At 69.1% G+C, this 20,156-nt stretch carries 17 protein-coding genes; 11 read left to right on the top strand and 6 right to left on the bottom strand.

All coding sequences use genetic code 11. From position 1 onward, the window contains the following. The first annotated feature begins 13 nt into the window (after window positions 1–13). From AC1D2O_RS07570 to AC1D2O_RS07540, 7 genes are all read left to right on the top strand, one after another. Complete coding sequence (locus AC1D2O_RS07570; protein ID WP_478156639.1) at window positions 14–772, top strand: glutamine amidotransferase; 759 nt, start codon at window positions 14–16, stop codon at window positions 770–772. A gap of 67 nt (window positions 773–839) precedes the next feature. Continuing rightward, window positions 840–3,245, top strand: a complete 2,406-nt coding sequence (locus AC1D2O_RS07565) for an acylase (RefSeq protein ID WP_478156638.1) — start codon at window positions 840–842, stop codon at window positions 3,243–3,245. A gap of 122 nt (window positions 3,246–3,367) precedes the next feature. Continuing rightward, the gene (locus tag AC1D2O_RS07560) at window positions 3,368–4,006 is read left to right on the top strand and encodes a CDP-alcohol phosphatidyltransferase family protein (protein ID WP_478087107.1); all 639 of its coding nucleotides are present in this window, start codon (window positions 3,368–3,370) and stop codon (window positions 4,004–4,006) included. 61 nt (window positions 4,007–4,067) lie between these two features. Then, window positions 4,068–5,645 carry a phospholipase D family protein gene (locus AC1D2O_RS07555; protein WP_478156636.1) on the top strand — a complete coding sequence of 526 codons (1,578 nt, stop codon included), beginning with the start codon at window positions 4,068–4,070 and terminating at the stop codon, window positions 5,643–5,645. Between the two features lie 25 nt (window positions 5,646–5,670). Then, complete coding sequence (locus AC1D2O_RS07550) at window positions 5,671–6,285, top strand: histidine phosphatase family protein (RefSeq protein ID WP_478087111.1); 615 nt, start codon at window positions 5,671–5,673, stop codon at window positions 6,283–6,285. A gap of 21 nt (window positions 6,286–6,306) precedes the next feature. Then, the gene (locus AC1D2O_RS07545) at window positions 6,307–7,266 is read left to right on the top strand and encodes a DnaJ C-terminal domain-containing protein (protein ID WP_478087113.1); all 960 of its coding nucleotides are present in this window, start codon (window positions 6,307–6,309) and stop codon (window positions 7,264–7,266) included. A gap of 5 nt (window positions 7,267–7,271) precedes the next feature. Then, a complete protein-coding gene (locus AC1D2O_RS07540; protein WP_478156634.1) occupies window positions 7,272–7,592 on the top strand; it encodes a chaperone modulator CbpM in 321 nt (106 codons plus the stop codon). A 19-nt stretch (window positions 7,593–7,611) separates the two neighbouring features. Here the strand turns inward: AC1D2O_RS07540 and AC1D2O_RS07535 are convergent, their stop codons facing one another. Next, a complete protein-coding gene (locus AC1D2O_RS07535; protein WP_478156632.1) occupies window positions 7,612–9,345 on the bottom strand; it encodes a dipeptidase in 1,734 nt (577 codons plus the stop codon). A 147-nt stretch (window positions 9,346–9,492) separates the two neighbouring features. Here AC1D2O_RS07535 and AC1D2O_RS07530 point away from each other — a divergent pair, with 147 nt between their 5' ends. Beyond that, window positions 9,493–10,185, top strand: a complete 693-nt coding sequence (locus tag AC1D2O_RS07530) for a hypothetical protein (RefSeq protein ID WP_478087117.1) — start codon at window positions 9,493–9,495, stop codon at window positions 10,183–10,185. Window positions 10,186–10,234: 49 nt separating this feature from the next. Here AC1D2O_RS07530 and mmsB read toward each other — a convergent pair whose 3' ends face one another. The 4 genes from mmsB to AC1D2O_RS07510 all read right to left on the bottom strand — a co-directional run bounded on the left by mmsB (window position 10,235) and on the right by AC1D2O_RS07510 (window position 15,181). After that, on the bottom strand, window positions 10,235–11,125 hold the full coding sequence (gene mmsB, locus AC1D2O_RS07525; protein WP_478087118.1) for a 3-hydroxyisobutyrate dehydrogenase: 891 nt from the start codon (window positions 11,123–11,125) through the stop codon (window positions 10,235–10,237). Window positions 11,126–11,162: 37 nt separating this feature from the next. Then, window positions 11,163–12,278 carry an enoyl-CoA hydratase/isomerase family protein gene (locus AC1D2O_RS07520; RefSeq protein ID WP_478087120.1) on the bottom strand — a complete coding sequence of 372 codons (1,116 nt, stop codon included), beginning with the start codon at window positions 12,276–12,278 and terminating at the stop codon, window positions 11,163–11,165. Continuing rightward, complete coding sequence (locus AC1D2O_RS07515; RefSeq protein ID WP_478087121.1) at window positions 12,275–13,429, bottom strand: acyl-CoA dehydrogenase family protein; 1,155 nt, start codon at window positions 13,427–13,429, stop codon at window positions 12,275–12,277. The genes AC1D2O_RS07520 and AC1D2O_RS07515 overlap by 4 nt, the downstream gene beginning before the upstream one ends. Window positions 13,430–13,660: 231 nt before the next feature. After that, window positions 13,661–15,181 (bottom strand): CoA-acylating methylmalonate-semialdehyde dehydrogenase, encoded by a 1,521-nt coding sequence (locus AC1D2O_RS07510; protein WP_478156631.1) that lies wholly within the window; start codon window positions 15,179–15,181, stop codon window positions 13,661–13,663. Between the two features lie 108 nt (window positions 15,182–15,289). Between AC1D2O_RS07510 and AC1D2O_RS07505 the strand changes: the two genes are divergently transcribed. Next, complete coding sequence (locus AC1D2O_RS07505) at window positions 15,290–16,192, top strand: LysR family transcriptional regulator (protein WP_478087124.1); 903 nt, start codon at window positions 15,290–15,292, stop codon at window positions 16,190–16,192. A 50-nt stretch (window positions 16,193–16,242) separates the two neighbouring features. Here AC1D2O_RS07505 and adhP read toward each other — a convergent pair whose 3' ends face one another. Beyond that, window positions 16,243–17,274: an alcohol dehydrogenase AdhP gene (gene adhP, locus AC1D2O_RS07500; RefSeq protein ID WP_478087125.1), complete on the bottom strand. Its 1,032-nt coding sequence runs from the start codon at window positions 17,272–17,274 to the stop codon at window positions 16,243–16,245. Window positions 17,275–17,626: 352 nt separating this feature from the next. On the opposite strand from adhP, the gene AC1D2O_RS07495 reads away from it, so the two are divergent. Both AC1D2O_RS07495 and AC1D2O_RS07490 read left to right on the top strand, forming a co-directional pair. Next, the gene (locus AC1D2O_RS07495; protein ID WP_478087127.1) at window positions 17,627–19,150 is read left to right on the top strand and encodes a DUF3300 domain-containing protein; all 1,524 of its coding nucleotides are present in this window, start codon (window positions 17,627–17,629) and stop codon (window positions 19,148–19,150) included. A 46-nt stretch (window positions 19,151–19,196) separates the two neighbouring features. Continuing rightward, window positions 19,197–20,090, top strand: coding sequence for a DUF2950 domain-containing protein (locus tag AC1D2O_RS07490; RefSeq protein ID WP_478087128.1), 894 nt, complete (start codon window positions 19,197–19,199; stop codon window positions 20,088–20,090). Window positions 20,091–20,156 lie beyond the last annotated feature (66 nt).

The following is a 20,156-nucleotide window of genomic DNA, read 5'->3' as shown; positions in this document are numbered from 1 at the left end:
GCATCATGGCGGGATGGAAAACATTCCCCCTCGCCCGCTCGCGATCATCAAGGTCGGCGACACCTTCGACGCCCTGCGCGAACAGCGCGGCGACTTCGAACACTGGATGGCGGCCGGCCTCGGCGACACCCGGCTGCCGGTGGTGGTGCTCGATCCGCGCCGCGGCGACAAGCTGCCCGCGCCCACCGAGATCTCGGGCGCCATCGTGACCGGCTCGCATGCGATGGTCTCGCACCGCGAGCCATGGAGCGAGGCCACCGGCGCCTGGCTCGCACAGCTGGTCGGCCACGGCACGCCGGTGCTGGGCGTCTGCTTCGGCCACCAGTTGCTGGCCGATGCGCTCGGCGGCGAAGCCGGCGATCACCCGGGCGGCCTGGAGATCGGCACGGTCGAAGTCGAGCTCCGGCCCGAGGCCGCCGCCGATGCGCTGATGCACGACCTGCCGGCCCGCTTCGAGGCCCAGGTCGTGCATCGGCAAAGCGCGCTGCGGCTGCCCGAAGGCGCCGTCCGGCTCGCGGGCAATGCCTTCGAGCCGATCCAGGCCTTCCGGGTCGGCGAGAACGCCTGGGGCCTGCAGTTCCACCCCGAGTTCGACGCCGAGATCATGCGCGGCTACGTCGACCACCTGGCCGACACGCTGCGCGCCGAGGGCAGCGACCCGGCGGCGCTGCGCGAACGCGTGGCCGCGACCGCGGCGGCGGCACAGCTGCTCGGCCGCTTCGCCCGGATCGCCGAAGCCCACGACGCCTTGGCGACAGCGCCCCCGGGTTAGCACGTATCGCGGTCGGGGGCCCGCAACATGTAATCGACGGCTCGTTTCCACTCCGAAGCCTCGATACATGAATGCCATGACAAGCCCGCGCTGCGCTCCAGGCGCCTCCAGCGCCGTTGCCCTCGCGCTCGCCGCCCTGCTCGCCGGCTGCGCCAGCACGCCGGCCCCCGGCACGCGCAGCGTGACGATCGAACGCACCACCTATGGCATTGCCCACATCACCGCGCCCGACTACGAGGGCGTCGCCTACGGCGTGGGCTACGCCCATGCCCAGGACAACGTCTGCCAGACCGCCGAGCACCTGCTGACCGTGCGCGGCGAGCGCTCGCAGTTCCTCGGCGCCGACGGCACGGGCGAGCTCGGCCTGGGCCGCGCACCGAACGCGCAGATCGACCTGTTCATCCGCGCGCACATGGACGACGCCGCGCTCGCACGCGCCGCCGCCGATCTCAAGCCCGACGTGCGCGCCTCGCTGAGCGGCTATGTCGCCGGCTACAACCGCTATCTGCAGGACGCCGGTCCGAACGGCCTGCCCGAGGCCTGCCGCGGCAAGCCCTGGGTACGGCCGATGACGCAGGCCGACCTGGCGCGCGCCACCGAGATGTCGATGATCCAGGGCGGCATCGGCGCGCTGGCCGGTGCAGTGCTGGCCGCCGCGCCGCCGGCGCCGGGCACCAAGACCTCGGCCGCCCCAGTCGACCTGCCGCAGGCCGTGGCGGAGATCTCGCGCCACAGCTTCAACGCCAATCCCGAAGGCGGCGAATTCGGCTCCAATGGCTGGGCCTTCGGCCGCAACGCCACGCCCGACGGCCGCGGCCTGCTGCTCGGCAATCCGCACTTCCCGTGGACCGGCACCAACCGCTTCTGGGAGCTGCACCTCACGATCCCGGGCAAGCTCGACGTGATGGGCGCGACCGGCGGCCTGAGCCCGGTGGTGTCGATCGGCTTCAACAAAGACGTGGCCTGGACCCACACCGTCTCGACCGGCAAGCGCTTCACGCTCTATGAACTGAAGCTCGACCCGGCCGACCCGACCGTCTACATCGTGGATGGCCAGCCGCGCAAGATGACCGCCAGGACTGTCGTGCTGCCGGCCGCTTCGGCCAAGGCCGGCACGCCGCCGGCGCAGAAGACCTTCTATGCCACCGAGTGGGGGCCGGTCATCTCGATGCCGCGCGCCGGCCTCGACTGGGGCGCCACCAAGGCCTACGCGATCCGCGACGTCAACACGCTCAACACGCGCTCGGCCCAGAGCTGGATGCAGATGGCGCTGGCGCGCAACGTGGCCGAGCTGCGCGCCGCGATGGGCAACCAGGGCATTCCGTGGATCAACACCCTGGCGGCCGACCGCGAGGGCAATGCGATGTACGCCGACCTGTCCGTGGTGCCCGACGTGTCGGCCGAACTGCTCAAGTCCTGCGCCCCGTCGCCGGCCGCCGCTGCGCTGCTCGCCGCGGCCGGCCTGCCGGTGCTCGACGGCTCGCGTTCGGCCTGCGCCTGGACGCGCGACCGCGCCGCCGCGATGCCCGGCGCGATCCCGCCGGCGCGCATGCCGGTGATCGTGACGCCGGACTGGGTGCAGAACAGCAACGACAGCTTCTGGCTCAGCAACCCGCGCATCGCGCCGCCGGCCGGCATCTCGCCGCTGGTCGGCTTCACGGGCACGACGCAGCGGCTGCGCACCCGCAGCGGCATCATGGAAATCGAGAGCCGGCTCGCCGGCAGCGACGGCCTCGCGGGCAACAAGATGGGCGGCGCCGAGCTGCGCAGCGTGATCTTCCGCGACAGGAACCTCGCCGGCATGCTGGTGATGGACGATCTTGCCGCGGCCTGCGGCGCCAACGCCGCGGCGCTAACGCCGGACCAGGCGCAGGGCTGCCGCGTGCTCGCGGCCTGGGACCGGACCAGCAACAGCGCCTCCAAGGGCGCGCCGCTGTTCCGCGAATTCTGGCGCAAGGCCAAGGAGGTGCCGAAGGTCTGGCGCGTGCCCTTCGATCCGGCCCGTCCGGTGGTCACGCCCAGCGGCCTCGAGATGGCCACGCCGGCCACGCGCGATGCCGTCTTCAAGGCGCTCGGCGATGCGGTCGGCATCGTGCGCGTGGCCGGCTTCACGGTCGACGCTCCGCTGGCCGAGGTGCAGACGCGCATGGTGCGCGGGCAGAAGGTCACGATCCCCGGCGGCGACGAGTTCGAAGGCGTGCTCAACAAGGTGGAAAGCCAGGGCCAGGCCACGCTCGACCCGAAGGGCTACAACATCAACTACGGCAGCAGCTACATCCAGACCGTGGGCTTCGACGAGCGCGGCCCGGTGGCGCAAGGCCTGCTGACCTATGGCCAGAGCAGCGATCCGGCGTCGCCGCACGCCTACGACCAGCTGCCGCTGTTCTCGGCCAAGAAATGGCATCCGCTGCCCTTCCACCGCGCCGACATCGAGGCCCAGCGCGTGGGTGCGCCGCTGCAGCTGGCCTATTGAGCGCGCAAGACCGGGCGCGGAGGGGCCTGGCGGAACCGGCCTCCCGCGCGGCATCGGAATGCGCCTTCCCGCGTCCGCCCGGTTACGCTCGGGTGCGTCGCAGTTTGTCCACGGAAGCCACCATGCCCACTCCAGCCCCCGCCCCCGCGCGCAAGCATTTCTCGATGATCCGCGGCTTCCACCTGGCCGATGCGTTCACGCTCGGCAACGCGGCCTGCGGCGTCGGCGCCATCTTTCTCGCGATGGCCTACATGCGCAGCCAGTCGCTCGCGCACTTCCTCTGGGCGGCGGCGCTGGCGCCGGCCGCGTTCGTGTTCGACGTCTTCGACGGCCGCATCGCCCGCTGGCGCCAGACCCATTCGGCGCTCGGCCGCGAACTCGACTCGCTGGCCGACGTGATCTCCTTCGGCGTGCTGCCGGCCGCCCTGGCCTTCGCCGCCGGCCTGGACGGTGGCTGGGACTGCGTGCTGCTGATCTATTTCGTCTGCTGCGGCGTCAGCCGCCTGGCGCGCTACAACGTCACGGCCGAAGCGCTCTCCGAGGGCGCGGACAAGGTCAAGTACTTCGAGGGCACGCCGATTCCGACCAGCGTGGTCCTGGTCGGCGTGCTGGCGCTGGCTGCCTGGCAGGGCCGCATCGGCGATGCGATCTGGGGCGGCGCCTGGATGATCGGGCCCTGGGTGCTGCACCCGCTCGGCCTGCTGTTCGGGCTCTCGGGCACGCTGATGGTCAGCAAGACGCTGCACATTCCCAAGCTGTAGCGGCGCCAGGGCCCGGCCCCGATCTGCCTAGAATGGCCGAACTCTTTGCGGGAAACGCGCCGTGTCCACCTTTGCATCACGCGTCCTCATCGTCTTCCTCTTCGGCTTGCTCGTCACGGGCTGCTCCAGCCTGCCCGCGAACGTCGACCGGACCGAGACCCAGGCCGTCGCCAGCACGAGCGATACCCGACTGGCCAAGGCCTTCGGCCCCGCCGTGTCGGCCCATCCCGGACGCTCCGGCATCCATGCGCTGGCGGCGGCGGAAGATGCCTTCGCCGCCCGCATCCTGCTCGCGCGCCATGCGGATCGCAGCCTCGACCTGCAGTACTACATCTGGCGCAACGACATCACCGGCAAGCTGATGTGGCAGGCCGTCTGGGAGGCCGCCGAGCGCGGCGTGCGCGTGCGCATCCTGCTCGACGATGCCAACACCAGCGGGCTCGACACGACCCTGGCCGCACTCGACGCCCATTCCAACATCGAGATCCGCCTCTTCAATCCGTTCGCGAACCGGGGCTTCCGGGTCAGCGACTTCGCCTTCGATTTCTCGCGCGTCAACCGGCGCATGCACAACAAGTCCTTCACCGCCGACAACCAGCTGACGATCGTCGGCGGCCGCAACATCGGCGACGAGTACTTCGGCGCCAACATGGAGCTGGGCTTCCAGGACCTCGACGTGATGGCGGTCGGGCCCGTGGTGCGCGAGGTCTCCAGCGCCTTCGACCTGTACTGGAACAGCGCCTCGGCCTACCCGGCCGCGCGCCTGCTCGCACCGCCGCCCGCGAACGCCCGCGCCGAACTGCAGGCGGGATGGGACACCCTGCACCAGGACCCCCAGGCGCTGCGCTACCGCGAGGCGGTGCGCCAGACCCCGCTGGTGCGCGAACTCGACGATGGCCGGCTCACGCTCGACTGGACCACTGCGCACGTGATCCACGACAACCCGGCCAAGGTGCTGGAGCCGACCGATCGCCGCGACCTGCAGATGTCGCCGCAGCTCGAGGCGGCCTTCGGCCATCCTAGGCGCGAGCTGGACCTGGTGTCGCCCTACTTCGTGCCCGGCAAGGACGGCACCCGGTCGCTGGTGACGATGGCCAGATCGGGCGTGAAGGTGCGCGTGCTGACCAACTCGCTGGCGGCGACCGACGTCAGCCCGGTCCATGCCGGCTACTCCAAGTACCGCAAGGAACTGCTCGAAGGCGGCGTCCAGGTCTACGAGCTGAAGCCGGGCGACGCGGTGCCGCCGCCGGACAAGGAAGACAGCAAGGCCCGGGGCCTGCCGGGAAGCGGCAGCTCCGGCAGTTCGGCCGCCAGCCTGCACGCGAAGACCTTCGCGGTCGATCGCGAGCGGATCTTCGTCGGCTCCTTCAATCTCGACCCGCGGTCGGCGCGGCTCAACACCGAGATGGGCGTGATCATCGACAGCCCGCAACTCTCGAGCCGACTGGCCGAGCAACTCGACACCGCGGTCCCGGCCAAGGCCTACGAAGTGCGCATCCAGCCGGATGGGCATGGCATGGAATGGATCGACCGCACCCCGCAGGGCGAGACCCGCTACACCACCGAGCCCGGCGCCGGCGCGCTCAAGCGGGCGTGGATCGAACTGCTCGAGACGCTGCCGTTCGAGTGGCTGCTGTAACCCTTCACCCCGAGACCCGAAATCGATGAATCCCGGCCTCCGCCTGCTCGCCACCCTCGCCGAAGCGCATCCGCTCGCCCCGGCCTGCGACCATTTCTATTTCCTGCGCCACGGCCAGACCGAGTGCAATGCGCGCCGCATCTTCCAGGCGGCCGACGAGCCGCTCAGCGCACTGGGCCTGCAGCAGGCGGCACGCGCCGCCGAACTGCTGGCCGGCGAGCCGATCCGCAGCATCGTCAGCAGCAACGTGCATCGCGCGCTGACCACCGCGCACACCGTATCGGCACCGCACGGGATCGCGCCGCTGGTGCATGAGGGGCTGCGCGAGCGCCACTTCGGCGCGCTGATCGGCAGCTCCTCCGCCCACATCGACTGGGCCTGCGCGCCCGAGGGCGGCGAGACCCTGCCCGAGTTCGTCGAGCGAAAGCGCGCCGCGCTCGAGCAGGCGCTGGCGCAGCCGGCGCCGGTGCTGGTGGTGGCGCACGGCGGCTCGCTCTACGTGCTGGCGGCGTTGCTCGGCGTGCCGGTCGACCTGGGCCTGATGGGCAACGCGCAGCCGCTGCGCTTCGAACGGGACGGCGCCGCATGGCGTGTCAGATCACTGCTGCAGCAGGTCGACGGCGGCGCCGCCATCGCCTGAAGCCCACTTCGCGGATCCACCATGGACTTCAAGGACTACTACAAGACACTCGGCCTCGAGCGCGGAGCCTCGGAGGACGAGGTGCGCAAGGCCTACCGCAAGCTGGCGCGCAAGTACCACCCGGATGTCAGCAAGGAAGCCGACGCCGAGCTGCGCATGCGCGACGTCAACGAGGCCAACGACGTGCTGCGCGACAAGGAGAAGCGCGCCGCCTACGACCAGCTTGCCGACCACGTGGCGCGCGGCGGCAGGCCCGACGGCAGCTTCCAGCCGCCGCCCGGCTGGGACGAAGGCTTCGAGTTCCATCGCGGCCCGAACCAGGGCCCGGCCGACCATGCGGACTTCAGCGAGTTCTTCTCGTCGGTGTTCGGCGCCGCCGAGCGTCGCGGCGCCGAGCGCCGCCACTACCGCGCGCGCGGCGAAGACCACCACGCCGCGATCGAGATCACGCTGGAGGATGCGCTCAACGGCGCCGAGCGCGAGATCTCCCTGCGCTCGCAGGAGATCGACGCCCATGGCCGCCCCGAACTCAAGACCCGCACGCTCAGCGTGAAGATCCCGGCCGGCGTCCGCCCGGGCCAGTACATCCGCCTCGCCGGCCAGGGGATGCCCGGACATGGCGGCGAGCCTGCGGGCGACCTGTATCTCGAAGTGCGCATCTCGCCGCACAAGCTGTACCGGATCGAGGACCGCGACCTCTACATGACGCTGCCGATCACGCCGACCGAAGGCGCGCTCGGTGCGCAGGTGAAGGTGCCGACGCCGGGCGGCGGCGTGGTCGAAGTGACGGTGCCGCCCAATGCGCGCAACGGACTCAAGCTGCGCCTGAAGGAGCGCGGCCTGCCCGGCAAGCCGCCGGGCCATCTGTATCTGCTGCTGGAGATCGCCTTGCCCCCGGCCAGCACCGAGGCCGCGCGCAAGGCCTATGAGCAACTCGCACAGGCCGCGCCCTTCGATCCGCGCCGCCATCTCGGAGTGTGACGATCATGACTTCCTCTGTGTCCATCACGACCCTGAGCGCCTCGCACCCCCTGGCCGCCAACGAACTCGCGCATGCCTGCGGCGCGCAGATCGAATGGGTGGTTCAACTGGTGGAGGTCGGCATCATCGAATCGCAAACGCCGGCCGAMCGGCCGGACGACTGGCGCTTCCACGGCGCAGACCTGCAATCCGCGCTCGAAGCCCGGCGCCTCGAGCGCGACTTCGGCGTCGGCCTCGAGGCGGCGGCGCTGATCCTCGACCTGGAGCACGAGGTGCGGCGCCTGAAGGCCGTGCTGCACGCGCAGGGCCTGGGGCGCGAAATCTGAGGGCGCCCACCCGGCCCGGCTACTGCATCGTCTTCAGGTTCCCGATCCGCACCAGCATCTCGGTGAACATCTGCATGTCCGCATCGAGGTCCGCGATCTCCTTGTATTCCTTGGCGTTGTGCGCCGTGTACTTCTTGCCCGGCATGGCCGGGCCGAAGTTGATCGCGTTGGGCATCAGCTTGGCGGTGGTGCTGCCCGCGGTCGGCACCGGAAGGGCTTCGAGGCCGGTTGTGTCGCCGAAGATGTTCAGCAGCGTCGACAGCCACGCGCCCTTGGGATCGCGCGCCATCCAGTCGCCCTGCTGGTAGTCGATCTCGGCCCGCGCCTGGCTCGCCGCGGCCCAGGCGCTGATCTTTTCCTTGATGCTGGCGGTCAGCTGGTCGGGCGTGCTGCCGCGCGGCATCCGCACATTGGCGGTCACTTCGAGCCTGCCGTCCTTCTCGCGGATCAGGTTGGGCGACATCGTGAGCGGCCCCATGAAGTCGTCCTTGTAGCCCACGCCCATCTTTTCGCCGAGGTAGCCCGTGCCATAGAGATCGACCAGGTACCTGACGGCCTTGGTGTAGTGATTGCCCGCCGTCACGACGCCGGACTCCTGCAGGAAGAGCGCGAGCCGCGGCAGCGGGTTGATGCCCTCCTCGGGGCGCGAGCCGTGCGCCGACACGCCCGTGACCTTCACCTCGATGCTGTCGGCGCCCTTCGCGATGTCGATGCCGAACCTGCCGCCCTGGCTTTCGTACTTCTGGAGGAACGGCCCCTTGACGAATTCCAGCCTCGTCGCCACCTGCGCCAGATCGCCGCCCTTCAGCGTGGCGGTCGCGGTCTGCGGCACCGCGTTGGCTGCCGACGCGCCGGCCATCGCGGTGATGGCCGTGCGCACCGCGCCGCTGCCGTCCGCGTCCTCGACCGGGAAGAAGACCTTCAGGGCGCCCGAGCCCTTCTCGGCGACCACCGCCGGGTACTTGCTGTCGAGCACGATGTTGTATTCGGGCAGCGGCGTCTTCGCCCGGTAGTACTTCATGGCGTCGCCGCCGGTCTCCTCGGTGGTCTCGATCATCAGGCGGATGGTGCGGGCCAGCGGCAGCCCGCTTTCCTTCACCGTCTTCATCGCATACAGCACCGCGGCGATGGAGCCCTTGTCGTCGATGGTGCCGCGCCCGTACAGCGTGTCGCCCACGCGCGTCATCTTGAAGGGATCGAGCCGGGTGCCGTCGTCGAGCACCCACTCGTCGGCCACGGCCGGCACGACATCCGCGTGGGTCAGGATGCCGAACTCGTCGGGGCCGCGGCCCGGCAGCTTGACCTCGAAGATCCGGTTGTCGACATTGCGGTACTGCAGCCCGAAGTCCTTGGCCATCTTCTCGATCAGGCGGCCGAACTCGATGATCTGCGGGCTCTCGTGCGGCGGCACCTTGTCGTCGCGAACGGTCGGAATCGCCACCATCGCCTCGATCGACGCGAGCACGGCCTTCTGGTTGTGCAGCCGGTTGTAGAGGCCGAGCAGGCGCGCGATCTGCGTCAGGTCGTCTCCCGAGAGCGGCCGCTTCGCTTCATAGGCCGCAATGCTCGGCCGGAGCTTGGGATCGGCCTTCGCGGCTTGCGCCAGGAAGGCGCGAAAGCTCGCCGACGGCGCCGCCTGCTGGGCCGCGGCGAGGCGGTCGAGCTGGGGCTTCTTGAGGGTGTCGGCGAGCACCGGTGCAGCGAGGGCCAGCGCCAGGCCCATCGAGATGGCGGAAAGGGTCGATCGGTTCATGGCGAGCGTCCGAAGTCGGAAGTGGGGCACAGGCTTGCAAGTCTACGACCGGCACCGGCGGTGCCGGACCACGTAGGCGCCGGCTGGCAGACATCAAGCGGCCGAATGTGGAAAGTACGGCTTGCCCCCGCCAACCGAGGAGTTCCGATGCCGGTGATCTGCGCCACTTGCCAAACCGAGAACCGCGACGCCGCGAATTTCTGCCACGGCTGTGCCCGCAAGCTGCCCCGCTTCGCCGCCACCGGGCCTTCCCTGCTGGATGCCGTGCGGTCGAAAAGGTTGACCGGCTCGCCGGAGCCGGGTGCCCGGCAGGCCCAGGCCGCGCACCCGGCCGAAGCGCGTGGCTTCTGGACCGGCCTCGGGCTGCTGCTGCTCGCCACCGCGCTCGGCTTCGGGGGCTGGGTCGCCTATGTGACGCGCAAGGTCCCACCGCCGCACGCGTTCGACGCCGCGCAGGCCGTGGTCGCACCACCCGCGCCCGCGGCGTCTGCGCGGCAGCAAGCCCCCCAGGATCCGGAACCCGTGCCGCTGCCGTCGTCGCTGGCGGCGGGCGAGTCGGAGGTGGGCGCCGACCCGCCTGCAGCGCCGCCAGGCTCGGCCGCGCCGACGACAGCGCCCGCGCCGCCCCTGCACCGCCAGCCGCCGCGCGTCGCCATGCCGACGCCCAGGGCGGCCCTCGATCCTCGGCGCGGCTGCGAAAACCTCAACTTCTTCTCCGCCGCGCGCTGCGAGGCCGCGCATTGCGACCAGCCGGCGTACACGCGCCATCCGCGCTGCGACGCCGTGCGCGAGGATCGCCGGCGCGACCAGGCCCGGCGCAACCCGACGCTGGGCTATTGAAGGCCGGCCACCGACCTGCAGGCCCTGCTTGAGGGCGCTGGGGGCCCGCTCAGACCGGCTTCGCCTGCACCAGCTTGATCACGCTCGAGAAGTCCAGCGCCCCATGGCCGCCGAGGCTGTGTGCGGCATACAGGTTGCGCGCCAGTCCGCCCAGCGGCGTCGAAGCGCGCACCGCGGCCGCGTTCTCCTGCGCCAAGCCCAGGTCCTTCAGCATCAGGTCGGTGCCGAAGCCGCCCGCATAGCCCTTGGAGGCCGGCGCGTTTTCCATCACGCCCGGCAGCGGGTTGTACTTTTCGAGCGCCCAGTTGCCGCCCGAACTGCGCCGCATGATCTCCGATAGCACTTTCGGATCGAGCCCGTTGGCGACGCCCAGCGCGATCGCCTCGGAGGTGCCGATCATCAGGATGCCGAGCAGCATGTTGTTGCAGATCTTGGCGGTCTGGCCGGCGCCCGCGGCACCCGCGTGGAAGATGTTGGCGCCCATCTTCTCGAGCACCGGACGGGCCCGTTCGAGGTCGGCCTCCGAGCCGCCGACCATGAAGGTCAGCGTGCCCGCGATGGCGCCGCCGGTGCCGCCCGACACCGGCGCATCGATCACCGCCACGCCGCGCTTGGCGCCCGCCTCGGCCAGCTTGCGCGAGGTCGCGGCCGCGATGGTGCTGCTGTCGATCACCAACGTGCCGGGGGCGATCTTGTCGAGCAGGCCGTCGCTGCCGAGGTAGAGCCCTTCGACGTGCGCGCTGGCCGGCAGCATGCTGATCACCACCTCGGCGCCGGCCACCGATGCGGCGGCCGAGGCGGCAATGGGCAGGCCCTCGGCCGCGAACTTCTTGCAGGCCTCGGCAGAGAGGTCGAAGGCGCTCAGCGTGTGGCCGGCCTTCTGCAGATTGAGGGCCATCGGGCCGCCCATGTTGCCCAGGCCGATGAATGCGATCTTCATGTCGTGTCTCCGTTCTTGTGGAAATGCGTGTTCGTGTTCAGGTCAGCCCGACCAGCTCGGGCGCCATCTCGCCGCGCGGGCGCAGATGGTCTTCGACGAAGGCCGGCGTGATCTCCTCGAGCGTGGCGGGGTTCCACTTCGGGTTGCGGTCCTTGTCGATCAGAACGGCGCGGATGCCCTCCGCGAAGTCCTTGTGAGCACAGAAACCCAGCGAGGCCCAGTACTCGAGCCGGAACACCTCGGCCAGCGACATGCGCTGCACGCGCTGCCAGAGGGCGAAGCTCAGCGCCGCAGAACTCGGTGCGCCCTTGGCGAAGGTCTTCGCCGCGGTCTGCAGCCATGGGTCGTCGCTTTGCAGATGGCGCAGGCGCCTGGCGATGTCGAGCAGGTCGTCGCCCGCCATCAGCGCATTGATCGTGTCGAAGTGCTCGCGCAGCTTCGAGGCGGGCAACGCGGCGCCCTCGCCGGCCTGTGCCAGCACGCGGGACAGCGTGGCACGGTCGGCCTGCGATTCCGCCTGCCATGGGGCCGAGGCGATCGCCTCGAGCACCTGCGCCTTGTTCTCGTGCGGCACCAGCAGATCGGCCAGGCCGCAGAAGAGCGCGTCCGCGGCATTGAGCGGGGCGGCCGTCAGCGCGAGGAACAGGCCGACCCGCCCGGGCATGCGCCGCAGGAACCAGCTGCCACCGACATCGGGGTACAGGCCGATGTTGATCTCGGGCATCGCGACGCGGCTCTGCGCCGTGACCACGCGGTGCGAGGCACCGGCCATCAGGCCGACGCCGCCGCCCATGACGATGCCGTGGCCCCAGCAGAGAAAGGGCTTCGGGAAGTTGTGGATCAGATCGTCGAGCTCGTATTCCTCGCCGAAGAAGCGCTCGGCGTACCCGTTGCGCTCGGGGCCGCAGTCCAGCAGCGTCTGGTAGAGCTGGCGCAGGTCGCCGCCGGCGCAGAAGGCCTTTTCGCCGGCCGCATCGAGCAGCACGCCGACGATGTTCGCATCGGCCGCCCATTCGCGCAGTTTCGGCGTCAGCAGCCGCACCATCGCGACGGACAGCGAATTGAGCGAAGCCGGCGCGTTGAGTGTGGCCACGCCGAAGCGCTTGCCGTTGGCGGCCTGGATTTCTTTGAAGAGAACGACGGAGTCAGTCATCGGATATCGCAATCGCCTTCGAGAAGTTTGCGCGCGACGATCACGCGCATGATTTCATTGGTGCCTTCGAGGATCTGGTGCACGCGCGCGTCGCGCACCAGCCGCTCCAGCGGGAATTCGCTCAGGTAGCCGTAGCCGCCGTGCAGTTGCAGCGCGTCGTTGCAGACATTGAAGCCCGCATCGGTCGCGAAGCGCTTGGCCATCGCGCAATAGGTGCTGGCGTCGGCATGGCCGGCATCGAGCTTGCTCGCGGCCAGCCGCACCATCTGGCGTGCGGCCACCAGTTCGGTCGCCATGTCGGCCAGCTTGAACTGCAACGCCTGGAAGCTCGCGAGCGGCTTGCCGAACTGCTGGCGCTCGTGCAGGTAGCGCCGGGCCGCGTCGAGCGCACCCTGCGCCGCGCCGACCGAGCAGGTCGCGATGTTGATGCGCCCGCCGTCGAGTCCTTTCATCGCGATGCGGAAGCCTTCGCCCTCGCTGCCCAGCAGGTTCTCGGCCGGCACCCGCACGTTGTCGAAATCGATGGTGCGCGTGGGCTGGCTGTTCCAGCCCATCTTGTGCTCCTTCTTGCCGTAGCGGATGCCGGGCGCATCGGCCGGCACCGCCAGGGCCGAGATGCCGCCCGCGCCGCCGCCGCCGGTGCGCGCCATCAGCACCAGCACATCGGTCGACCCGGCGCCCGAGATGAAGGCCTTGCCGCCGTTGATGACGTACTCGCCGCCCTGCAATTCAGCCCGCGTCTTGAGCGATGCGGCGTCCGATCCCGCGCCGGGTTCGGTCAGGCAATACGAGGCCAGCTTGCGCCCGCTGGTCAGCGCCGCGCCCCACTGCGCGCGCACCGCGGGACCGCCCCAGGTGCCGAGCATCCAGGTCGCCATGTTGTGGATCGTGATGAAGGCCGTGGTCGATGGGTCGACCGCGGCCATCTCCTCGAACACCAGCGTCGCATCGAGGCGCGGCAACGCCAGGCCGTCGATGCTCTCGGGCGCATAGAGCCCGCAGAAGCCGAGCTCGCCGGCCTTGGCGATCGCTTCCCTGGGGAAGATCGCCTCGGCGTCCCAGCGCGCCGCATGCGGCGCGAATTCGTTCAGTGCAAAGTCGCGCGCCGTCTGGGCAAAGGCGCGCTGCTCTTCCGAAAGTTCAAAGTTCATGGCAACCGACGAAAAGCTCACAGCCTAATCGGGAAACATCGCGGAACCGGCTTTGCCGGGCCGCTGGTGTTGCCCCCGGCAGGGGGGTGGGCGGGCTACACGAAGTGAGCCCAACCTGGGGGGGAGCAACAGTGCCACCGCGGAACCGGCTTCGCCGGGCCGCTGGTGTTGCCCCCGGCAGGGGGTGGGCGCCCGACACGAAGTGCGGGCAACCTGGGGGCGAGCTTAAGCTCACTTGAGACTGATCGTGGTATTGAGGCCGTGGGCGGTGCTGTCGTCGAACCAGCGTTCGGTCACCGTCTTGGTCTGGGTGTAGAACATGATCACCTGCTTGCCGTACGGACCCAGGTCGCCGAGCTTGGAGGCGCGCGAACCCGTGAACGAGAACATCGGCACCGGCACCGGGATCGGCACGTTGATGCCGACCTGGCCGACGTCGATGTCTTCCTGGAACCGGCGCGCCGCAGCGCCCGACTGCGTGAAGATCGCGGTGCCGTTGCCGTTCGGGTTGGCGTTGATCATCTCGATCGCATCGTCGATGCTGTCGGCGTTCGCCAGGCACAGCACCGGGCCGAAGATTTCCTGCTCGTAGATGACCATGCCGGGCTTGACGTCGGCGAACACCGTCGGGCCGACGAAGTTGCCCTTCTCGAAGCCGGGCACCGTCGGCTTGCGGCCGTCGAGCGCCAGCGTTGCGCCGTCCGCCACGCCGCGTTCGATCAGGCCGTTGACGCGCTCATAGGCCGCGCAGGACACCAGCGGTCCGACGTCGACGCCCTTCTCGGTGCCGGCGCCGATCTTCAGCGTCTTGGCCTTCTCGACCAGTTCAGGCACCCACTTCTGGGCCTCGCCGACCAGCACCGCGACCGACACCGCCATGCAGCGCTGGCCCGCGGCGCCGAAGCTCGCGCCGGCGATCGCATTGAGGGTCTGCTCCTTGTTGGCGTCGGGCATCACGATGGCGTGGTTCTTCGCGCCCATCATGCATTGCACGCGCTTGCCGGCCAGCGTGGCGCGGTTGTAGACGTGGGTGCCGACCTTGGTCGAGCCGACGAACGAGATCGCCTTGATGTCCTTGTGATCGCAGATCGCGTTGACCACCGCCTCGCCGCCGTGCACGACGTTGAGCACGCCGGCCGGAATGCCGGCTTCGAGCGCGAGTTCGCACAGGCGCATCGTGACCATCGGGTCTTGTTCAGAGGGCTTCAGCACGAAGGTGTTGCCGGTGACGATCGCCATCGGGAACATCCACAGCGGGATCATGGCCGGGAAGTTGAACGGCGTGATGCCGGCGCAGACGCCCAGCGGCTGCAGCAGCGTGTAGGTGTCGACGCCGTTGGCGACGTTGTTGGCCAGCTCGCCGAGTTGCAGGTTGCCGATGGAGGCCGCGTGCTCGACCACCTCGAGGCCGCGGAACACGTCGCCCTCGGCATCCGGCAGGGTCTTGCCCTGTTCGGCCGTGAGGATCGCGGCCAGTTCGGCCATGTTCTCGCGGATCAGTTGCTGGTACTTGAGGAAGATGCGGGCCCGTGCGCCGATCGGCGTCTTGCGCCAGGTCTTGAAGGCCTCCTTGGCGGAAGCGACTGCGGCATCGACCTCGGCCGGCGTCGCGAACGGCACCTTGGCGAGCACTTCCTGCGTGGCCGGATTGACGATGTCGCGCCACTCGGTGGTCTTCGACTCGACGAACTTGCCGCCGATGAGCAGCTTGACGGTGGCGACCTGGGTCGCGGGCGTGGTGGTGGCGTCCATGTGAACTTGTCTCCTTGGGGAATAGGGGTGCAGCAGGGTGATGCTAGCTTTGCACTTTTGCGATGGCAATAGACAAATTCGCACCTCCGATCTGCATAATTGCAGATCATGGATTGGGACAACCTGCGCTTCTTCCTCGAGCTGGCGCGCTCGGGCACGCTGGTGGGCGCGGCCCGCCGGCTCGCGGTCGACCACACGACCGTGGCGCGGCGCATCCAGGCGCTCGAAAAGCAGGTCGGCACCGCCCTCTTCTCGCGCGAAGCCGACGGCCATCGCCTGACCGAGGCCGGCCGGCGGCTGCAGCCGCAGGTCGAATCGATGGAAAACGCCTTCCTGGCCGTCGAGAGCGCCGCGCCGGGATCGCAAGAGGGTCTGTCGGGGCTGGTGCGCATCGGCGCGACCGAAGGCTTCGGCACCGTCGTGCTGGCGCCGAAGCTGGCGCTGTTCGCACAAGCGCACCCCAAGCTCGTGATCGACCTGCTCGCCATGCCGCGCCTGGTGCACCTGTCGCGGCGCGAGGCCGACATCGTGATCTCGCTCGAACGCCCGGCGCGCGGGCCCGTGGTGGTGACCAAGCTCACCGACTACGTGCTGCACCTCTACGCATCGAAGGACTACATCGCGCGGCGCGGCGCGATCCGCACCCGCGAAGACCTGCGCGGCCACACCTTCATCAGCTACGTGGACGACCTGCTGTTCAGCAAGGAGCTGCAGTATCTCGACGAGCTCTACAAGCCCGATTCGTTCGCGCTGCGCAGCACCAGCATCCTCGCGCAGCACCAGGCCGCCCTGGCCGGTGCCGGCATCGCGGTGCTGCCGGCCTTCATCGCGGGGCGCGACAAGTCGCTGCGCCGGCTGCTGCCGGCCGAGGCCAGCTTCACGCGCACCTTCTGGATGTCGGTGCCGGCCGAGACGCGGCATCTCGCGCGCATGAAGGTGGTGTGGGATTTCCTGCGCGAGACCGTCGTGGCGCAGCGGGAGGTGTTGATGCCGCCGGGGTCGGTGGGCTGAAGGCTTGCGGCGGCCCCCAGCGCATCCTCAATGCGTTTGCGCGCGCGCCACTACGGCTCGTCGGTGAGCCGTAGCACCACCCGACCCTCGATTTCGCCCTTGCGCATGCGATCGAGGATCAGGTTGATGTTCTCGATGCGGTCCTCGCTGTACACGGTATGCACCTTGCCCTCGCCGGCAAAGGCCAGCGCTTCCTGCAGGTCCTTGCGAGTGCCCACGATAGAGCCGCGCACCGTCTTTGCGTTGAGCACCATATCGAAGATAGGCAGGCCGAAGTCGCCCGGCGGCAATCCGACCATCGACATCGTTCCCCGCTTGTGCAGCATGCCCAGCGCCTGCGAGAAGGCGGCGCGCGAGGCCGCCGTGACGAGTACGCCGTGCGCGCCCTTCAGTTCGCGCTGAAGCTCCTTGGCCGGATCGGCATGGGTAGCGTTGACCACCATGTCCGCTCCTACTTGTTTGGCCAATTGGAGCTTGGCATCGTCGATGTCCACCGCCGCCACATGGAAGCCCATAGCCTTGGCGTACTGCACCGCCAGATGGCCCAGCCCTCCGACACCGGAGATCGCCACCCAGTCGCCTGGCTTGCAGTCGAGCACCTTGAGCCCCTTGTAGACCGTGACCCCGGCGCAGAGAATGGGCGCGAGCTCGGAGAAGCCGCGATTGGCCGGCAGGTGCCCGATGTAGCCTGGGTCGGCCAGCACATATTCCGCATAGCCTCCGTCGACGGTGTAGCCCGTCATTTGCTGCCCATCGCACAAGGTTTCCCAGCCAGTGATGCAGTGCTCGCAGTGGCCGCAGGCGGTGTGCAACCACGGCACGCCGACGCGGTCGCCTTCCTTCACATGCTTCACGCCGGCGCCCACGGCCGCCACATGCCCCACGCCTTCGTGACCGGGAATGAAGGGCGGCGATGGCTTGACCGGCCAGTCGCCGTCGGCGGCGTGCAGGTCCGTGTGGCAGACGCCCGAGGCCGCCACTTTCACCAGCACCTGACCCGGCACCACCTCCGGCACCGGCACTTCATCGATCACAAGCGGCTTGCCGAACTCATGGACCACTGCGGCTTTCATCATCTGCATTGCGACCTCCAGTAGGTTGTGGGTAGTAGCGCAGGCAAGGTTGAATTGTCGATGGCCGCAGCGTACGCCACAACCAGAGGGGCGAGGGCAAATACCGACGTTGCATTTCGGTACGAGGGCCGCGGTTTGGGCCGAAGCCGAAGCCCGCCCGGAAACTCGAGTCGATCAAGACGAATTGCCACGTCACCGGCCGATCCATGTGCCTGCCGCCGGTCCAGGAACTGACAAACGTCAATTCACAAGCATGCGTGATGGGCAGACAATTTTCCCCAGCGTCGTGTCAGAGGCGTCTCGCCGTTTCTGGTTCGGTCGAGAGCGAACATCTTGGATCTCTGGAGGGAATATGCGTGCAATGACCATCCGATTCGTGCGTGCCGTGATGCTCGCCGCTTCGTTGCTCCCGGCCCTGACGGGCGCGCAGTCACCGCCGAACTTCTCCAGGGAGCAGCTCGACCAGATGATGGCGCCCATCGCGCTGTATCCGGACGAACTGCTGTCGCAGGTTCTGATGGCCTCGACCTATCCGGCCGACGTCGCCGATGCGGCCAAATGGTCGAAGGCGAATCCGACCCAGAAGGGCGATGCGGCGCTGAAGATGGTCGCGAACCAGCCCTGGGACCCGAGCGTGCAGTCGCTCGTGGCATTCCCGCAGGTGCTGCAGACGATGGGCGATCAGCCTGACTGGGTGCAGAACCTGGGCGATGCCTTCCTCGCCTCGTCCAAGGACGTTCTCGACTCCGCCCAGCGACTGCGCGGCCAGGCCCAGAAGACAGGCAGCCTCAAGAGCACCGAGCAGCAGAAGGTGATCGTCGAGCAGGAGCCCCAGACGCAGCAGACGATCATCAAGATCGAGCCCACCAACCCGGAGGTGGTGTATGTGCCGGCGTACGACCCGACCGTGGTGTATGGCGCCTGGCCCTATCCGGCCTATCCGCCCTACTACTACCCGCCGGCGCCTTACTACTATGGCTACTACGGCGGCTACTACCCCGGCGCGGCGCTGGCGACGGGCATCGCCTTCGGTATCGGTGTCGCCGCCACGGCGGCGCTCTGGGGCAACTGCAACTGGGGAGGCGGCAACGTCAACGTCAACGTGAACCGCTACAACAGCGTGAACACCAACCGGCAACTCGCTGCGAACCAGACGAACTTCCAGCACAACGCGGGCAACCGGCGCGGCGTTCCCTACCGGGACTCGGCAAGCCGGCAACAGTTCGGCAAGGACGTCGGCGGCGCGAACCAGCGCAACGATTTCCGCGGACGCGATACGGCTGCTCGTGACGCGCAGCGCCAGCAGGCGCAATCCCAGTTGCAGCAGCGCGGGATGGACCCGGCCCAGGGCCGAAACCAGTTGCGCAACGACCCGGGCACTCGCGAGCGCGCGCAGGCGGCTGCGCGAGACACCGGCCGCGATCGAGCGGGTGCGGGCCCCGGTGACCGCGCGGGCGACCGGGCCGGCAGCCGAGCCGGTGACCGCGCTGGTGATCGGGCCGGCGATCGAGCAGGAGCCGGAGCCGGAGCCGGAGCAGGAGCAGGAGCAGGAGCCGGAGCAGGCGACCGCGGCGGCGCGGGCGGGCGCGGTGGTGCCGACCAGGGACTGTCGCGGACGCAGCACAGCGGCGGCGACAACGCATTGCGGGGTTCGGGCGATGTCGGTGGCCAGACCCGTCAGCAGACCAGTCGCGGCGACGCGAGTCGCCAGTCCATGTCACAGAACCGTGGCGGAGGCGGGGGGGCACAGATGGGTGGCGGCGGTTCGCACATGGGCGGTGGTGGAGGCGGCGCCCGCATGAGTTCCGGCGGAGGCGGCGGTGCACGCATGGGCGGAGGCGGCGGCGGCGGCGGCGGGCGCGGCGGCGGCGGCGGTCGTCGCTGAATGGGAGGCCCACATGACGCAATCCACCTGTTCGGGAGTCCGGACGATGTCCTTCGCCGCCCTATCCCTGAAGACGCTTGCGGCCTCCGTGGCGCTGTCGCTCGCCTCGGTCGCTTCATTCGCGCAAAAGGCCTTTCCCACGCCCGATGCCGCGGCGCAGGCTTTCGTCGATGCCCTGTCGCGCAGCGACGTCGAGGCATTGCGCAGCGTGCTCGGACCCGAATGGCGGCGCTTCGTGCCGGAGGGCACCGTCGATCAGGATGACGTCTATGAATTCCTCGGCGCATGGGCCAAGCAGCACAAGGTCGTGCTCGAACAGCCGGACATGGCGCTGCTCGCCGCCGGCCCCGGAGACTGGACACTGCCCGTGCCCATCGTGAAGAGCGCCGCCGGCTGGCGCTTCGACCCGAGAGCGGGCGTCGATGCCATGCGCACTCGTCGCATCGGCCGCAACGAGCTCCATGCGATGCAGGCCGCGCTGGCGTACTTCGACGCCCAGAAGGAATACGCGCAGCAGGACCGCGACGGCAACAGCGTGCTCGAGTACGCGCAGAAGTTCGTGAGCTCTCCCGGCAGGCACGATGGGCTCTACTGGCCGGACGCGACCGGCCAGGACCTGAGTCCGCTCGGACCTCTGTATGCCGGGCAAAGAGGCGGCGAGGGCTACCACGGCTACCACTTCAAGATCCTCAAGGCTCAAGGCAAGGACGCGCCGGGTGGCGCCTACGACTACGTGATCGGCAACCGCATGCGAGGCGGATTCGCCCTCATCGCCTGGCCGATCCGCTACGGCGACACAGGCGTGATGAGCTTCATCGTCAACCACGACGGCGTGGTGTACGAGAAGGACCTCGGCCCCGGCGGCGAGACCGCTCCCCAGACCATGACGCGCTTCAATCCAGATGCAAGCTGGCGCAAGGTCGACGCGCCTGGCGGTTGATCAGGGGCTCGCGTTCCCGATACCTCTTCACCTGGAAGCCGAGTCATTCGCCGCTCCCTTGTGTGT

It is taken from the genome of Variovorax sp. P1_G12 (assembly GCF_056405555.1).
Note: the sequence above shows the minus strand (reverse complement) of the source record. Positions and strands in the feature narration are given on the sequence as shown.

Coding starts and splice junctions, on each gene's coding strand:
- AC1D2O_RS07530 (WP_478087117.1), top strand. CDS start 9,493: ATGCCGGTGATCTGCGCCACTTGCCAAACCGAGAACCGCGACGCCGCG.
- AC1D2O_RS07535 (WP_478156632.1), bottom strand. CDS start 9,345: ATGAACCGATCGACCCTTTCCGCCATCTCGATGGGCCTGGCGCTGGCC.
- AC1D2O_RS07520 (WP_478087120.1), bottom strand. CDS start 12,278: ATGACTGACTCCGTCGTTCTCTTCAAAGAAATCCAGGCCGCCAACGGC.
- AC1D2O_RS07570 (WP_478156639.1), top strand. CDS start 14: ATGGAAAACATTCCCCCTCGCCCGCTCGCGATCATCAAGGTCGGCGAC.
- AC1D2O_RS07510 (WP_478156631.1), bottom strand. CDS start 15,181: ATGGACGCCACCACCACGCCCGCGACCCAGGTCGCCACCGTCAAGCTG.
- AC1D2O_RS07490 (WP_478087128.1), top strand. CDS start 19,197: ATGTCCTTCGCCGCCCTATCCCTGAAGACGCTTGCGGCCTCCGTGGCG.
- AC1D2O_RS07505 (WP_478087124.1), top strand. CDS start 15,290: ATGGATTGGGACAACCTGCGCTTCTTCCTCGAGCTGGCGCGCTCGGGC.
- AC1D2O_RS07565 (WP_478156638.1), top strand. CDS start 840: ATGAATGCCATGACAAGCCCGCGCTGCGCTCCAGGCGCCTCCAGCGCC.
- AC1D2O_RS07560 (WP_478087107.1), top strand. CDS start 3,368: ATGCCCACTCCAGCCCCCGCCCCCGCGCGCAAGCATTTCTCGATGATC.
- AC1D2O_RS07545 (WP_478087113.1), top strand. CDS start 6,307: ATGGACTTCAAGGACTACTACAAGACACTCGGCCTCGAGCGCGGAGCC.
- AC1D2O_RS07550 (WP_478087111.1), top strand. CDS start 5,671: ATGAATCCCGGCCTCCGCCTGCTCGCCACCCTCGCCGAAGCGCATCCG.
- AC1D2O_RS07495 (WP_478087127.1), top strand. CDS start 17,627: ATGACCATCCGATTCGTGCGTGCCGTGATGCTCGCCGCTTCGTTGCTC.
- mmsB (WP_478087118.1), bottom strand. CDS start 11,125: ATGAAGATCGCATTCATCGGCCTGGGCAACATGGGCGGCCCGATGGCC.
- AC1D2O_RS07515 (WP_478087121.1), bottom strand. CDS start 13,429: ATGAACTTTGAACTTTCGGAAGAGCAGCGCGCCTTTGCCCAGACGGCG.
- adhP (WP_478087125.1), bottom strand. CDS start 17,274: ATGCAGATGATGAAAGCCGCAGTGGTCCATGAGTTCGGCAAGCCGCTT.